This is a genomic window from Glycomyces sp. L485 (assembly GCF_022548875.1).
Classification (GTDB): domain Bacteria; phylum Actinomycetota; class Actinomycetes; order Mycobacteriales; family Micromonosporaceae; genus Glycomyces.
The window spans coordinates 12,627-28,423 of record NZ_JAKZEW010000047.1; the positions used below are offsets into that span (position 1 = coordinate 12,627).

14 protein-coding genes are annotated in these 15,797 nt (G+C 67.8%); 8 read left to right on the plus strand and 6 right to left on the minus strand.

What is annotated here, in order from left to right; translation table 11 throughout:
* Positions 1-10 precede the first annotated feature (10 nt).
* Positions 11-844 (minus strand): helix-turn-helix domain-containing protein, encoded by an 834-nt coding sequence (locus L0U85_RS21445; RefSeq protein WP_241379093.1) that lies wholly within the window; start codon positions 842-844, stop codon positions 11-13.
* A 72-nt stretch (positions 845-916) separates the two neighbouring features.
* On the opposite strand from L0U85_RS21445, the gene L0U85_RS17760 reads away from it, so the two are divergent.
* Positions 917-1,399, plus strand: coding sequence for a VOC family protein (locus L0U85_RS17760; RefSeq protein ID WP_241379094.1), 483 nt, complete (start codon positions 917-919; stop codon positions 1,397-1,399).
* On the opposite strand, the gene L0U85_RS17765 is transcribed toward L0U85_RS17760, so the two are convergent.
* Entirely contained in the window at positions 1,393-2,367 is a 975-nt protein-coding gene (locus tag L0U85_RS17765) for an aldo/keto reductase (RefSeq protein WP_241379095.1), read from the minus strand. The genes L0U85_RS17760 and L0U85_RS17765 overlap by 7 nt on opposite strands.
* 106 nt (positions 2,368-2,473) lie before the next feature.
* Between L0U85_RS17765 and L0U85_RS17770 the strand changes: the two genes are divergently transcribed.
* The 4 genes from L0U85_RS17770 to L0U85_RS17785 all read left to right on the plus strand — a co-directional run bounded on the left by L0U85_RS17770 (position 2,474) and on the right by L0U85_RS17785 (position 7,281).
* Positions 2,474-3,295 carry an undecaprenyl-diphosphate phosphatase gene (locus L0U85_RS17770; RefSeq protein ID WP_241379096.1) on the plus strand — a complete coding sequence of 274 codons (822 nt, stop codon included), beginning with the start codon at positions 2,474-2,476 and terminating at the stop codon, positions 3,293-3,295.
* 46 nt (positions 3,296-3,341) lie between these two features.
* Positions 3,342-4,751, plus strand: coding sequence for a cysteine--1-D-myo-inosityl 2-amino-2-deoxy-alpha-D-glucopyranoside ligase (mshC, locus tag L0U85_RS17775; protein WP_241379097.1), 1,410 nt, complete (start codon positions 3,342-3,344; stop codon positions 4,749-4,751).
* Positions 4,672-6,327 (plus strand): enoyl-CoA hydratase-related protein, encoded by a 1,656-nt coding sequence (locus L0U85_RS17780; RefSeq protein WP_241379098.1) that lies wholly within the window; start codon positions 4,672-4,674, stop codon positions 6,325-6,327. The genes mshC and L0U85_RS17780 overlap by 80 nt, the downstream gene beginning before the upstream one ends.
* 69 nt (positions 6,328-6,396) lie before the next feature.
* Positions 6,397-7,281 (plus strand): phenylalanine 4-monooxygenase, encoded by an 885-nt coding sequence (locus tag L0U85_RS17785; RefSeq protein ID WP_241379099.1) that lies wholly within the window; start codon positions 6,397-6,399, stop codon positions 7,279-7,281.
* Positions 7,282-7,290: 9 nt separating this feature from the next.
* Here L0U85_RS17785 and L0U85_RS17790 read toward each other — a convergent pair whose 3' ends face one another.
* Both L0U85_RS17790 and L0U85_RS17795 read right to left on the minus strand, forming a co-directional pair.
* Positions 7,291-7,926, minus strand: a complete 636-nt coding sequence (locus tag L0U85_RS17790) for a pyridoxamine 5'-phosphate oxidase family protein (protein ID WP_241379100.1) — start codon at positions 7,924-7,926, stop codon at positions 7,291-7,293.
* Between the two features lie 26 nt (positions 7,927-7,952).
* Complete coding sequence (locus L0U85_RS17795; RefSeq protein WP_241379101.1) at positions 7,953-8,099, minus strand: hypothetical protein; 147 nt, start codon at positions 8,097-8,099, stop codon at positions 7,953-7,955.
* 101 nt (positions 8,100-8,200) lie between these two features.
* Here L0U85_RS17795 and metH point away from each other — a divergent pair, with 101 nt between their 5' ends.
* The 3 genes from metH (at position 8,201) to L0U85_RS17810 (ending at position 13,129) form a co-directional block, all read left to right on the plus strand.
* Complete coding sequence (metH, locus tag L0U85_RS17800) at positions 8,201-11,728, plus strand: methionine synthase (RefSeq protein WP_241379102.1); 3,528 nt, start codon at positions 8,201-8,203, stop codon at positions 11,726-11,728.
* 91 nt (positions 11,729-11,819) lie between these two features.
* Complete coding sequence (locus L0U85_RS17805; protein WP_241379103.1) at positions 11,820-12,377, plus strand: thymidine kinase; 558 nt, start codon at positions 11,820-11,822, stop codon at positions 12,375-12,377.
* Positions 12,378-12,448: 71 nt separating this feature from the next.
* Positions 12,449-13,129, plus strand: coding sequence for an HAD family hydrolase (locus tag L0U85_RS17810; protein ID WP_241379104.1), 681 nt, complete (start codon positions 12,449-12,451; stop codon positions 13,127-13,129).
* A gap of 251 nt (positions 13,130-13,380) precedes the next feature.
* Here the strand turns inward: L0U85_RS17810 and L0U85_RS17815 are convergent, their stop codons facing one another.
* Positions 13,381-14,676 carry a lysine 2,3-aminomutase gene (locus L0U85_RS17815; protein ID WP_241379105.1) on the minus strand — a complete coding sequence of 432 codons (1,296 nt, stop codon included), beginning with the start codon at positions 14,674-14,676 and terminating at the stop codon, positions 13,381-13,383.
* Between the two features lie 203 nt (positions 14,677-14,879).
* A complete protein-coding gene (locus tag L0U85_RS17820; protein WP_241379106.1) occupies positions 14,880-15,305 on the minus strand; it encodes an OsmC family protein in 426 nt (141 codons plus the stop codon).
* Positions 15,306-15,797 lie beyond the last annotated feature (492 nt).

Here is a 15,797-nt window from a genome sequence, read left to right on the forward strand (position 1 = left end):
CGCCGACCGGTCAACGACGGGCGATGACGAGCTCGCGCCCGGCCGAAGCGCAGGCAGAGGCGTACTCGGCCGGGGGCGAGCCGATCAGCGCCTTGAAATCGCGGGTGAAGTGGGCCTGGTCAAACCATCCCAGCTCCGCCGCGAGCCTGGCCAGGTCGACCGTCGGATCCGCGGCGAGCCGCTCGGCGGCGTCGTGCATCCGGTAGCGGCGGATGAGCCACTTCGGGCCGAGCCCGACATAGAACTGGAACAGCCGCTGGATGGCTTTGGGGGACATGGCGAACCGCTCGGCGACTTGATCGGCGCGGGTGATCGAGCGATCCTCCAGCATCGCCGAGGCCATCTCCAGCAGCCGCTTGTAGCGCGGATCGACCCGCGCGGGCATCCGATCGGCCAGATACGCGGTGACGGCCGGTAGTGCCGCGTCGTCGCCGCCCATGATGACCGCGTTCAGCTCATCGGCCTCCGGGCCGAACACGGCGGCCGCCCCGAGCGTCCAGTCGGCGAGTGCGTCGCTCGCCGAGCCGGTGAAGGCCGTGAACCCGCCGGGCCGGAACTTGACGCCGAAGACCCGCCCGGCCCCGGCCAGCGGGTGCCTCGACACCGCGGTGCCCGGGCCGTGGATCTCGGCCCCGAGTACCGGCATGAAGCTGAGGTTCACGCACGGATGGGGGATGACCACCGACTCGTAGGAGCAGCCCTCGGGCAGATCCCAACGGACCGACCAGTACCGCTCCACATACCGCCCCAGCGCGTCCTCGACAGGGTATCGCCGCAGGCCGATGTAGTCGGCGGCCTCCTGCGGCCGCAGGAGGCCCTTGTCGCTGGCGGTGCGTCTGTCCACGCCCCGAGGATAGATCGGGGGTCCGTCGCTTTTTTACAAGCGTGCGCAGCGTACCGCGACGAGACTGGTGCCATGAGCGAAAAGGACGTCAATCCGATCCCCGAGGGATACCACTCGATAACGCCGTTCATTGTTTGCAACGAGGCGGCCAAGGCCATTGAGTTCTACCGGCAGGCCTTCGACGCGAAGGTCCTGATGCGCAACGACGGCCCCGACGGGTCGGTCATGCACTGCGAACTCCAGATCGGCGACTCGATCCTGCAGATCGGCGATCCGCAGCCGGCCTACGGGCTCGGCGTGCCCGATCCCGAGCAGGCCACCGCGACGCTGGCGCTGTACGTGCCCGACTGCGACGCGGTCTTCGCCAAGTCCGTCGAGGCCGGCGCGGCCGTCCGTGAACAGCCGCAGGACTTCGTCACCGGTGACCGCTACTGCAGCATCGTCGACCCTCACGGACGCCGCTGGGCGATCATGACCCGCATCGAGGAGGTCTCCCGCGAGGAGGCCGAACGGCGCGTCAACGAGTGGATCGCCTCGATGTCCGAGGGTCAGTAACTCTCCGGGTAGCCCACCGTCGGCGCTGAGACGTCGTCGAGGGCCAGCCGGATCTCCGGGGGCAGGAACAACTGCTCCGCGGCCAGGGAGGCCCGCAGCTGCGTCGCGTTGCGGGCGCCGACGATCGCCGAGGCGACGCCCGGCTGGTCCCTCACCCACGCCAGCGCCACCTCCAGGGGGCTGACCCCCAGCCCCTCGGCGGCGGTGGCGACCGCCTCGACGATCCCCGCCGAGCGCTCGTCGAGATAGGTCGAGGCGAACCGCGACCACTGCGCCGAGGCCGCTCGCGAATCGGAGGGCCGCCCGAACCGGTACTTGCCCGTCAGCACGCCCCGGCCCAGCGGCGACCACGCCAGCAAGCCCATCTCCATCGCGAGGCACGCCGGCAGCACCTCGCGCTCGACCCCGCGCTGAAGCAGCGAGTACTCGACTTCGCTGGCCACGATCGGGGTGCGGCCCGGCCAGGCCGACTGCCATGAACTCGCCCACGCAGTCTGCCAACCGGTGTGGTTGGACAGGCCCACGTACCGGACCTTGCCGCTGCCGACCGCCAGGTCCAGCGCCGACATCGTCTCCTCCACCGGCGTGTCCGGGTCGTAGACGTGCAGCAGCCACAGGTCGATGTAATCGGTGCCGAGCCGCCGCAGCGAGTGCTCCAGGCACCGCATCAGCCACCCGCGCGAGGTGTCCCGCTTGCGGTCCGAACCGTCGGTGCGCACCCCGGCCTTCGTGGCGATGTGGATCTCCGAGCGCGTCACCACCTTGCCGATGAGCTGGCCGATGACGGCCTCAGACGCCCCCTGCCCGAAGACGTCCGCGGTGTCGACGAGCGTCCCGCCGGCCTCGACGAACGACTGGAGCTGTGCGGCGGCGTCCTCCAACCCGGCCTCGTCGGTGGTCCACGTCATCGTTCCCAGCCCGAGGGAGGAGACCTCGATGCCGCTGCGTCCAAGTGGTCGGCGTTCCATGGGAACACAAGGTACATCGAGCAAGATTCGCGTGTGGGCGTCAGGTGCGGCACTTGAGCGGCGGGCGGCTACGCTGTCCGACGTTGAAATCTGAAGGGAACGCGACTTGGACATCTGGCAAGCGATCATCCTCGGGATCGTGCAGGGCATCACCGAGTACCTCCCGATCTCCTCGACCGGGCATGTGGCGGTCGTCGCCAACTGGATCGGACTCGACCCCTCGGCCGAATCGATGATCGCCTTCAGCGCCGTCACCCAGTCCGGTGCCATCATCGCGGTGCTGACGTACTTCTTCAAGGACATCGTCCGGATCGTCAAGGGCTGGACCGTCGGCGTGCTCAATGCCGACAAGCGCGGCCACGACTACCGCTTCGGCTGGTACGTGATCGTCGGCTCGGTGCCGATCATTGTGGCGGGCCTGCTGTTCAAGGACTCCATCGACTCCATCTACAACCTCTGGGTCATCGCCATCGGGATGATCGGCTGGGCATTCGTCATGTGGTTCGCCGAACGCGTCGCGACCCACCAGCGCTCCGAGTCCCACGTGAACATGCGCGACGCGATCTTCGTCGGCTGCATCCAAGTGCTCGCCCTGTTCCCGGGCGTCTCCCGATCCGGAGCGACCATGACGGCCGGGATGCTGCGCGACCTCAACCGCCCCGCCGCCACACGTCTGGCCTTCTTCCTCGGGATACCCGCAATCACCGGCGCGGCACTGCTGACGGCCGGGGACGCCTTCGACGGCTCGCTCCCCCTCGCCTCGCTCATCACCGGGATCGTGGTCACGGTCCTGGTCGCCTACGCGGCCATCGCGTGGCTCATGAAGTTCGTGTCGAACCACACGTTCATGGGATTCGTCTGGTACCGCATCGCCTTCGGGGCCGTGCTCCTGATCATGCTGTCGGCCGGCTGGGTGTCACCGACCTAGAGCCGGGCCTGGCCGCTCGGCCACGATTCGAACTACGATCGCCGCTATGGAATCTTGGACCCCACCCGCCGTGCCCGCCCTCCCCGGTCACGGCCCCGACCTGCGCCTGCACGACACCGCGACCGGCGGTGCGCTCACGGTGACTGGGCCGGGCGCGGAGCGCGCCACCATGTACGTGTGCGGCATCACGCCATACGACGCCACCCACCTCGGCCACGCCGCCACGATGATCACCTTCGACCTGGTCCACCGCTACTGGCTCGACCAGGGCCTGGACGTGAACTACGCGCAGAACGTCACCGACGTAGACGAGCCGCTGTTCGAGCGGGCCGAACGCGACGGCACCGACTGGCAGGTCCTCGGCCTGCGCGAGACCGCGCTCTACCGCGAGGACATGGAGTCGCTGGGGATCGTCCCGCCACGCCACTTCGTCGGCGCGGTCGAGACGATCCCCCTGGTGGGCAAGGCCGTCGCCGAACTCCTCGACAAGGGTGCGGCCTACAGGCACGAATCCGGCGACATCTACTACTCCGTCACCGAGTACATCGACGCGAACCCCGCGGCCGCCTCGATCTCGAGCTACGACAGCGAGACCATGATCCGCTACGCCCGCGAACGCGGCGGCGATCCCGACCGCGAGGGCAAACGGCACCCCCTCGACCCGATCCTGTGGAACGCCCCGCGCGAGGGCGAGCCGTCGTGGGACTCCGCGGTCGGCCCCGGCCGCCCCGGCTGGCACATCGAGTGCACCTGCATCGCCATCGAGCACCTCGGCGCCACCATCGACGTCCAAGGCGGCGGCAACGACCTCATCTACCCCCACCACGAGATGTCCGCGGCCCACGCCGAGTCGCTCACCGGGGAGCTGCCCTTCGCGCGCGCCTACGTCCACACCGGCATGATCGGCCTCGACGGCGAGAAGATGTCGAAGTCCCTGGGCAACCTCGTGTTCGTCTCCAAGCTCCGCGCGCAAGACGTCGACCCGGCCGCCGTGCGCCTGGCCCTGCTCGCCGACCACTACCGGTCCGACCGTCAATGGGCCCCCGCCACCCTGGCCGAAGCCGAACTGCGCCTCGGCCGCTGGCGCGAAGCCGTCTCACGCGAACTCGCCGTCCCCGCCGGCGCCATGCTGACCGCCGTCAGGAACCGCCTCGCCGACGACCTCGACACCGCCGGGGCGCTCACCGCCGTCGACGACTGGGCGAGCGAAACCCTTTCCGCTGGTGGGGATGACCCCTCCGCGCCCGCGCTGGCCCGAGACACTATCGAAGGATTGCTCGGAATAGACTGCTCACGCTTATTGTGCGAATCGCCGAGACTCGGTACGCTCGATAACCGAGCGTCGCCGACTCCCCACGCCGCCAGAGGAGTCGCAATTGAAGATCCTGCTGCTGGTGTCAGCCTTCAATGGACTGACCCAGCGTGTCTGGTGCACCCTGCGCGAGCAGGGGCATGAAGTCGGCCTCGAACTGGCGCCGGCTTTCGACACGCCCGAATCGCTCACCCGGACCGTCGAGAAGATCGACCCCGACCTCATCTTGTGCCCCTTCCTGAAACACCGCGTCCCCGAAGCGGTCTGGCAGCGCTGGACGACCGTCATCGTCCACCCCGGACCAGTGGGGGACCGCGGACCGTCCTCGCTCGACCACGCGATCCTCGACCGAAGGACACGCTGGGGCGTCACCGCCCTTTCCGCTGTCGAAGAGATGGACGCCGGCCCCGTCTGGGCCACCTCCACCTTCGAGGTGCCCTCCTCGATCACCAAGAGCGCCTTGTACAACGGCCTCGTCGCCGACGCGGCCGTCGAATGCGTCGAGAAGACCGTCCGCAAGTTCGAGTCGGGCGGGCGCGCGCTGGCCGCCGACGACCACCCCCGCGAGGTCCCGCGCACCACCGATCTGCCCCTGCTGCGCCGCAAGTCCTTCGAGCTCGACTGGAGGGCCCCGGCCGCCGAGCTCGCCCGCCGCATCGCCGCCGCCGACGGCGCCCCCGGTGCCCCGGTCGACCTCGGCGGGCGCACCTTGTGCCTCTTCGACGCCTTCGCCGTCGACGACGATCACGGTGCCTCGCCCGGCACCGTCGTCGGCCGCAACTTCGAAGCGGTCGCCGTCGCCTGCGGCAAGGGCACCCTCTGGGTCGGTTACGCCGCCGAACTCACTTCCAAACGCGGTCCCAAGCTCCCCGCCTCGATGGTCGTCGACGCCGCCGACGCGCCGTACCTGCCCGTCCCCGAGGCCATGGCCGAGTCCTCCTACCGCCGCGAAGGCGACATCGGGTATCTGACCATCCGCTCCTACAACGGCGCCATGCACACCGAGCAGTGCCGCCGCCTCGCCGCCGCCGTCGAGAAGGCACTCACCGAGGACACGCGCATCCTCGTCCTCACCGGCACCGAGCACGCCTTCTCCAACGGCATCCACCTCGGCGTCATCGACGCCGCAGACGACCCCGCCTCCGAGGCCTGGGACAACATCTGCGCCATCGACGAGTTGTGCATGGCCATCGCCTCGGCCGAACAGCTCACCCTCGCCGCTTACAGCGCCAACGCCGGCGCCGGCGGCGTCATGGCCGCCCTCTGCGCCGACGTCACCGTCGCCCGCGACGGCGTCGTCCTCAACCCGTACTACGACATGGGCATCTTCGGCTCCGAGCTGCACACCTGGTCGGTCGCCAGCCGCGTCGGCCCCGAGCGCGCCGCCGCCCTCCTGGGCGAGAAGCTGCCGATCTCGGCCGCCGAGGCGGCGCGCATCGGCCTGATCCGGGCCGTCGGCCCCCGCGACTGGCCGTCGTTCCAACAGTGGCTCACCGCCGTCGCCCTCGGTTACAACGAGCCGATCACGCGCGGGCGCATGTTCGCAGCCAAGGAGCGTCGCCGGGCCGAGGCGAGGCCGCTGTCGTACTACCAGACGATCGAGCTGGCCGAGATGGCCCGCGACTTCTTCGACGACCGCCACGGATTCGCTGAGCAGCGGCGCGCGTTCCTGCGCAAATCGGCCGCGGCCGAGACGCCCGCGAAACTCCGCTTCGCCTGATCGGCGGCCGTCGGCACCGACGGCCGCGATCGCGTTGACAGGCCGCCCAGGACCTGATGAACTGGCTCTATGTTCGAAGAAGGACAGTATTTCGCGCCGGTCAACACCGACGCAGACGGCACGGTCGTCGTGGAGCTGGGTGAGAACCACCCGGGCTTCGCCGACGCCGAATACCGCGAGCGACGCAATGCCCTCGCGGCACTCGCATTGGACTGGAGGCCCGGGGAACCGGTACCGGCCGCTTCCTACACCGATGACGAACAAGAAGTGTGGCGGCTGGTCAGTGGGGAACTGGCCGTCAAACACCAGCAACGGGCCGTACGCGAATACCTGGAGGGCGCCGAGCGCCTCAAACTCCCGGCCGACCACATTCCGCAGCTCTCCGAGGTCTCCGAGAAGCTGGAACCGCTCACCGGGTTCAGCTACATGCCCGCGGCCGGGCTGGTCCCGCTGCGCGACTTCTACGGCGTACTCGCCGAGGGCAAGTTCTACGCCACCCAGTACATTCGGCACCATTCGGTGCCTTTCTACACGCCCGAGCCCGACGTGATCCACGAGGTCATCGGCCACGCCAACGCGCTCGCCTCCCCACGTTTCGCCGCGCTGTATCGCATCGCCGGCGAGGCGGCCCGGCGGGTCCACTCCGAGGACGCCCTGGAGTTCGTCTCCCGCGTCTTCTGGTTCACCCTCGAGTTCGGGGTCATGAGCGAACCGGACGGCCTCAAGGCGTACGGAGCGGGCATCCTGTCCTCGTACGGCGAGATCGACGAGTTCCCGGGGATGACGATCCTGCCGCTCGACCTGCTGACGATGGGCACCATCGAGTACGACATCACCCAGTACCAGGACAAACTGTTCGATGCCGGGTCGATGCAGCAGCTTGAGGACGTGGTGGGGGAGTTCTGGGCGAACTGCGACGACGAGTCGATCGAGCGGCTCAAGGCCGCCGGCTAGGCCGTAGGCCTAGTACAGCTGCTTCTCGTACTGCTCGCCGTAGTACTCGACCAGCTGGTCGAGGGTCTCCTCGACCGGCTGGGTCTCCTTGACCATCTGCGCGTGTGAAGGCAGCGCGTCGGGCGTCCACGTCTCGGGCTTCCAGATCCCCGAGCGCATGGACGCCTTGCCGCAGTGGAAGAAGATCGTGTCGATCTCGACGACCAGCGCGAGGATCGGCTTATGGCCCTTGACGATCATGCCTCCGAAGAACGGAGCGGCCGCCTCGATCCGGGCGCGGCCGTTGATCCGGAGGGTCTCCCGGCGCCCGGGCACGAGCGAGAGCAGGCCGACATGCGGGTTTTCCAGGACGTTGTGGTAACCGTCGACGCGGTGGTTGCCCTTGCGCTCGGGGATCGCGATGGTCGAATCGTCCAGGACGTGCACGATGCCGGCGGGGTCGCCCTTGGGAGAGGCGTCACAGTTGCCATCGGCGTCCGAGGTCGCGACGATGCAGTACGGGGAGACCGCAAGCCATTCGCGGTCGCGCTCATGGAGCTTCGAGCGCTCCTTGGTGGCGGCGCGCTGCTTGACCTCGCCGACGATCTCCCGCAGCCTCGCGGGGTCCGTCACCTCGGTCCACAAGTGATTATCAGGCGTATCCATCTGCGTCCCTTCGGGAGTGAGCAAGGCTACGAGTCGATGTTACGCCCTTCGGAGTCTGACCCGCTGCGTCGCTCGTCCGAATCCTCGATCGCGTCGCGCACCGCCGTCCGGATGGTCCGGTACAGGACGTAACTGCCGACGACGGCCAACACCGGATAGAACAGGAGAACCATGCTCCCAGCCTATGGGCCGAATTGTGATATTCGACCGACACCCTGCCCATTCAGTGAAACCTGTTTCTTACTTCGCGGCACGCGGAAGTACCCTGGGGGACGTGTCTGCGTCGAACAGCTTCCTGGAGACCCTCAGCCGCCGCGTCGTGATCGCCGACGGGGCGATGGGCACCATGCTGCACTCGTTCGATCCCAGCCTTGAGGATTACGACGGCCACGAGGGCCTCTCCGACATCCTGTGCCTGACCAGGCCCGACATCGTCCTCGGCATCCACGACGCCTACCTGGCCGCCGGCGCCGACTGCGTCGAGACCAACAGCTTCAACGCCAACTACGGTGGCCTGGTCGAGTACGGCATCACCGACCGCGCCCGTGAACTCGCCCGCGCCTCAGCCGAACTCGCCCGCCTGAAATGCGACGAGTACGCCACCCCCGAACAGCCCCGCTTCGTCCTCGGCTCCATGGGCGGCGGCACTCGCCTCCCAACCCTCGGCCACGCCCCCTACGCGCTCCTGAGGGACCACTACCAGGAATGCGTCCTAGGGCTCGTCGAAGGCGGCGCCGACGCCATCCTCGTCGAGACCAGCCAGGATCTCCTCCAGGCCAAAGCCGCCGTCATCGGCGCCAAGCGCGCCAACGCGGCCCTCGGCACCAGCGTCCCGATCATCGCCCAGGTGACCGTCGAGACCACCGGCACCATGCTCGTCGGCGGGGAGATCGGTGCCGCGCTCACGAGCTTGGCCGCTCTGAACATCGACCTCATAGGCCTCAACTGCGCCACCGGCCCGGCCGAGATGACCGAGCACATCCGCTACCTCTCGCGCCACTCGCCGGTCCCGATCTCGGTCATGCCCAACGCGGGCCTCCCGCAGCTCGGCCCCAACGGCGCGGAATACCCGCTCACCCCCTCCGAGCTCGCCGACGCCCACGAGGAATTCGTCGACCGCTACGGCGTCAGCCTCGTCGGCGGCTGCTGCGGCACCACCCCCGAGCACATCCGAGCCGTCCGCGACCGCCTCGACGGCAGAGCGCCCGCCGAACGCGCCCCCCTGCGCGAACCGGGCGTCTCTTCCTCCTACCACCACGTGCCGTTCCAGCAGGACGCCACGATCCTCAACGTCGGCGAACGCACCAACGCCAACGGCTCGAAGGCCTTCCGCGAAGCCATGCTCGCCGCCGATTACGACAAGTGCGTCGACATCGCCCGCGAGCAGACCCGCGGCGGCTCCCACCTGCTCGACCTGTGCGTCGACTACGTCGGCCGCGACGGCGCCGAGGACATGCGCGTCCTCGCCTCACGCTTCGCCACCGCCTCGACCCTGCCGATCATGCTCGACTCCACCGAGCCCGTCGTCGTGGAGGCCGGCCTCGAGGCCCTCGGCGGCCGATGCATCATCAACTCGGTGAACTTCGAGGACGGCGACGGCCCCGAGTCCCGCTACGCGCGGGTCATGCCGATCGTCGCCGAACACGGCGCGGGCGTGGTCGCCCTGTGCATCGACGAGGACGGCCAGGCCCGCGACCGCGACTGGAAGGTCCGCGTCGCCTCCCGCCTCATCGACGACCTGACCGGCAAGTGGGGCCTGGACGTCGAGGACATCTTCGTCGACGCACTCACCTTCCCTATCTCCACCGGCCAGGAGGAGACCCGCCGCGACGGCATCGAGACCATCGAGGCCATCCGGGAGATCGCCCGCCGCTACCGGGGCGTCAACTTCACCCTCGGCATCTCCAACATCTCCTTCGGCCTCAACCCGGCCGCCCGCCAGGTCCTCAACTCCGTGTTCCTCAACGAATGCGTCGAAGCCGGCCTGACCAGCGCCATCGTCCACGCCTCCAAGATCCTGCCGATGGCCTCGATCCCCGAGGAGCACAAGCAGGTCGCCCTCGACATGGTCTACGACCGCCGCACCGAGGACTACGACCCGCTCCAGAAGCTCATCGAGATCTTCGACGGCGTCAGCCTCGCCGGTTCCCGCGAGGCCCGCGCCGAGGCCCTCGCGGCGATGAGCCTCGAAGAGCGCCTCCAGTACCGCATCATCGACGGCGAGAAGGACGGCCTCGAAGCCGACCTCGACACCGCCCTCGGCGACCGCAGTGCACTCGACATCATCAACGACCACCTCCTCGAAGGCATGAAGGTCGTCGGCGACCGATTCGGCTCCGGGCAGATGCAGCTGCCGTTCGTCCTCCAGTCCGCCGAGGTCATGAAGACGGCCGTCGCCTACCTCGAGCCCCACATGGAACGGGCCGAGGACGACGAGGGCAAGGGCACCATCGTCCTCGCCACCGTCCGCGGCGACGTCCACGACATCGGCAAGAACCTCGTCGACATCATCCTGTCCAACAACGGCTACACGGTCGTCAACCTCGGCATCAAGCAGCCCATCAACGCCATCCTCGACGCGGCCGAGGAACACCGGGCCGACGTCATCGGCATGAGCGGCCTCCTCGTCAAGTCCACGGTCATCATGAAGGACAACCTCGCCGAGATGATGGCCCGCGGCCTCCACGGCCGCTGGCCCGTCGTGCTCGGCGGCGCCGCCCTGACCAGGGCGTACGTCGAAGACGACCTGCGCGGCATGTTCGAGGGCGGCGAGGTCCACTACGCTCGCGACGCCTTCGAAGGCCTCGCGCTCATGGACCGCGTCATGGCCGCCCGCCGAGGGGAAGGGGGCCCCGTCATCGACGCCGCCCAGGCCGAGAAGATCGCCAAACGCCAGGAGCGCCGCGCCAGGCAGGCCACCCTCGTCGCCGAGAACCTGCCCGACCTCCACGACACCTCCGTGCGAAGCGACGTCGCCACCGACGCCGACATCCCCGTGCCGCCGTTCTACGGCTCGCGCGTCGTCAAGGGCATCGCCCTGGCCGAGTACTCGGCGATGCTCGACGAACGCGCCACCTTCCTCGGCCAGTGGGGCCTCAAACCAACTCGCGGCGACGGCCCCTCCTACGAGGAGCTCGTCGAGACCGAGGGTCGGCCGCGCCTGCGCTACTGGCTCGACCGCCTCGCCACCGACAACGTCCTCGAAGCCAAGGTCGTCTACGCCTACCTGCCGGCCTACTCCGAAGGCAACTCCCTCGTAGTCCTCGACGAGAACGGTCACGCCGAACGCGCCCGCTTCACCTTCCCCAGACAGCGCCAGGGTCGGCGGCTGTGCCTCGCCGACTTCTTCCGAGCCAAGGACGGCGAACGGCTCGACGTCCTCGGCATGCAGCTGGTCACGTTGGGCTCCAAGGTCTCCGAGTACACCAACCAACTGTTCGAGGCCAACGCCTACCGCGACTACCTCGAAGTCCACGGGCTCACCGTCCAACTGACCGAGTCACTCGCCGAATACTGGCACCGCCGCATCAGGCGCGAATGGAAGCTGCCCGGAGGCTCCACCGTCGCCGACGCCGACCCGGACGACCTCAAGGGCATCCTCGACGTCGACTTCCGCGGCTGCCGCTACTCCTTCGGCTACCCGGCCTGCCCCGAGCTTGCCGACCGCGCGACGCTCGTCGAGCTCCTCGGTGCCGACCGCATCGGCGTGGAGCTCTCCGAAGGCGATCAGCTCCACCCCGAGCAGTCCACCGACGCGATCGTGTTGCACCACCCCGAGGCCAGTTACTTCAACGCCAAGTAGAACCAGCAAGGGCCCGGCGCCGATGGGGCGCCGGGCACCGCACCCAGATCCGCCAACGACCCCGAAGACGCCACGTTGCACCATAGGGGCCATGTCGCACGAACTCGTCGCCTACCTGGGCGTCATGGACGCCGGAAAATCCACCCTCGCCCTCCAGTACCACCACTCCCTCGGCGGGCACGGCGTCCTCTACACGACCATGGACCGCAGCGGCGAAGGCGTCATCTCCAGCCGGATCGGCCTGGCACACAAGGCCAAGGAGATCACCCACGACCTTGACCTCTACGACGACCTCGCCGAGACCCGCCCGCCCTACGTCGTCGTCGACGAAGTCCAGTTCCTCTCCGCTCCCAAGCAGATCAACCACCTCGCCGACGCCGTGGACGGCCTCGGCGTCGACGTCTACGCCTTCGGCCTCAAGACCGACTTCCTCGGACGGCTCTTCCCCGCCTCCCAGCGCCTCATCGAACTCGCCGACCGCATCGAGGAGCTCCCCGTCCGCGTCAACTGCTGGTGCGGCGAGCGCGGCACCCACAACGCCCGCGTCCGCGAAGGCGTCATGGTCTTCTCCGGCGACCTCGTCGAAGTCGGCGACATGGACTCCTACACCGTCCTGTGCCGCCGCCACCACCGCGCCGGACTCGCCTGAGTCTGTGAGCCTCCTCGCGACCGAGCTTTGAACCCGCCGGTCCCACACGCCACCGCCGTACCGTCTAAGACGTGACTGACTTCCCGCAAGCCGTGCTCTTCGACATGGACGGCACCCTCGTAGACTCCGAGCCGCGCTGGGACGTGGCGCTCGCCGATCTCGCCGAGCTGCTCGGCGGCCGCCTCGACGCGGACGTCCGCAAGACCATGGTCGGCACCAACGAGGGCGCCTCGGTCGTCATCCTGCTCGAGAGCCTCGGCCTGCCCATCGAGTCCGCACCCGAACACCAGGCATGGCTGCGCCGTCGGATGCAGGAGCTGTTCGCCGCGGGCGTCCCCTGGAAGCCCGGCGCCCGCGAACTCCTGCTCGAAGCATGCGCCGCGGACCTGCCCACCGCTCTGGTCACCTCCACTCCGCGTGAACTGGCCGACCTGCTGCTCCAACAGATGGGCCCGGAGAACTTCGACGTCACCATCTGCGGCGACGAGGTCGAACGCAAGAAGCCCCACCCCGAGCCCTACCACACCACCGCCCAGAAGCTCGGCGTCGACATCACCCGGAGCATCGTCCTGGAGGACTCCCTCACCGGCGTCAGCTCCGCGATCGCCGCCGGCGCGGTCACCATCGCGATCCCCAGCGAAGTCCAGCTTCCGCCCGAGATCGACGTCCACACCCTCGACAGCCTCGAAGGCGTCGACCTCGCCTACCTCCGCGCCCTCGAATCCCGGCGCAGCGAGGCCCCACAGATCTGACCGCCGACGATCAGGTGGCCGCCTCCTGGGGTTAAGGCCGCACGGCCAGGCCACAGCAGCCGCAGCTTGTCGTGGTCGTCGGTGCCGGGCGAGGCCTGCAGCGTCGCAGCTGCCGTCGGCCACCCTGAACTGCTCCTTGTGCACCGCCTGAGCACGCGAAAGCCGGAGCGGTCGGGCCGCTCCGGCCTCGAAGCTCGTTCCTGCCAGGGCAACGATCTCGATATGAAGTTCGAACGGGCGGTCGCGGCGGACTAGGCCTCGAACGGGAACTTGTCGGCGAACGCGGGCTTCAGGTCGTCGACCCAGACCGCGTTCTCGTCGTACTTCGCGAAGAACGGCCGGCCCACGATGTCCGGATCCCTAGCCTGGAGCATCCGCAGCGCGAACACCTTCTCACCGTGGATCTCAGTTACGCCGTCGACGGCCACCTTGCCGGGCGTCGCCGACATCGACGGGCCGCGCACGGTCCGGCACAGGCCCGATACCTGGCTGAACGCGTCCCGGAAGATCTCCCATGCCCGCACCAGCGGTACGGAGAAGTAGTCCTGGGGACCGGTGTCGCGCTCGACGAACATGTAGTACGGGATCATGCCGAGCTTGTGCTGGGTCCGCCACATCTGCGCCCACTGGGCGGCGTCGTCGTTGATGGTGCGGATCAACGGCGCCTGGGTGCGGATGATCGCGCCCGTTTCCCGGATGCGGCGGACCGCCTCCTGGACGAGTTCGGACTCGAGCTCCTTGTGGTGCGAGAAGTGCGCCATGAACGCCAGGTTCCGGCCGGACTTCACGACCTCCTCGAACAGACGGAGCGTGGCGTCGGCGTCCGGGTCGGTGACGAACCGCTGCGGCCAGTAGGCCAGCGCCTTCGAGCCGATGCGGACCGACTCCACGTGGTCCATCGAGAGCAGCGGTTCGATGTAGCGGCGAAGGACCGTCTCACCCATGATCATGGGGTCGCCGCCGGTCATCAGCACGCTGGAGACCTCCGGATGGCGGCGCACATAGCCGGTCAGCTGCTCGACGTCGTTGTTCGCGATCTTCAGATCGTCGATCCCGACGAACTGCGCCCACCGGAAGCAGTACGTGCAGTAGGCGTGGCACGTCTGCCCCTGCTGGGGGAAGAACAGCACCGTCTCCTTGTACTTGTGCTGGAGGCCCTCGACTACATCCTCGCCGGCCTTGGGGATGTTCAGCTGGATCTGTCCGGCGGGGTGCGGGTTGAGCTTGAAGCGCACCGCGTTGGCCGCCGCCGTGACCTCCTGCTTCGATGCGTCGTTCCTCAGCAGCTCCGCAATATGATCGACGTCCTCGACCGGCAGCATGTCCTCCTGGGGGAAGACCAGACGGAACATCGGGTCGTCGACGGCGTTGTCCCAGTCGATGAGCTCATCGACGACGTAGGTGTTGGTGCGGAACGGCAGCACCGAAGCCACCGCTCTCGTACGGAGCCTCTGCTCCTCGGTCAGCGGCGCGCGCTTCAACAGGTCGTCAAGGTGACGAATGGTGTAGGCGCGGAATCGTCGACCGGTGCTCTCGGGAGTAGCCACGACGAACTCGACCTCCTCTGCATGTGAGTTTTCAGCTGGGCATATGGGCGCACTTATGAATTAAGTGCGCGAAACCAACGGTCACCTCGTCGACCCCGCATGAAGGGGCCGACTCCGTAATGCCGTGATCACGGATGGTGCGCCTGATGTCTTCGCGCACAGTGTGCGATTAATATGAAGATTTGTAACGCTTGAGTTCGACCCTAACCCAGCTTCGCATCCAGGGTGATGGGGACCGCCTTGAGGGCCTGGCTGACCGGGCAGTTCTCCTTGGCGCCGAGAGAGATCTCGCTGAACTGCTCGGCATCGATCCCTGGGATGGTGGCCCGGACGGTGAGCGCGATGCCGGTGATTCCGGTCCCTGGCTTGAAGTCGACGGCCGCCTCGGTGACTACCTCTTCGGCGGTGAAGCCGGCCTTGGCGAGGGCGCCCGAGAACGCCATGGAGAAGCAGGAGGCGTGCGCGGCCGCGATGAGCTCCTCGGGGCTGGTCTTGCCTTCCGGCTCGATGGAACGGGCCGCCCAAGTCACCGGGGTGTCCGGCAGGCCGGACGAGACGAAGCTGGTGACACCGGATCCGCTCTGGAGGTCGCCGGTCCAACGGGTGCTTGCATTGCGAGTGACTGACATGCCTTCTCCTCTGATCGCAGAGTTGCGTGGTGCTCGCAGGCTAACAGTCGAAGGTGAAGCGGGAAGACGGTCCGCGTCGGGGCCCGGGCATGTCCTCCGGGAACGACCTGCCCGCGGATCTTGATGTCCGCCCTGTTCAAGAGTATCGTGGAAGCAAAGCAGGACCCCCCGGTTCGGCCCCTTCCGGGGGTGTGTATATTTATCTCTGCCCGCGGGGGAACGGAACAGCCGGTAAGGCCGGTCCGGAGATCACGGAGACACGCGACAGGCTCGGGAGAGCGCTGGCGCGGTCCGAAGATCGAGGCGCGGGGATCACCTGAGACTCTATAGAGGCTCGACTGCCTGTGATCGGGGACATCAACCCCGTTTCAGACGGTGCAGTTTGCGACTGCTAACGTAGTCAAGTTGCTTCGGCCGAGGCTGAACTGAAATTGATTTCAGTATCGCTTGGTTGTGGCGTGTTGTTTGAGAACTCAACAGGGTGTTTGGATG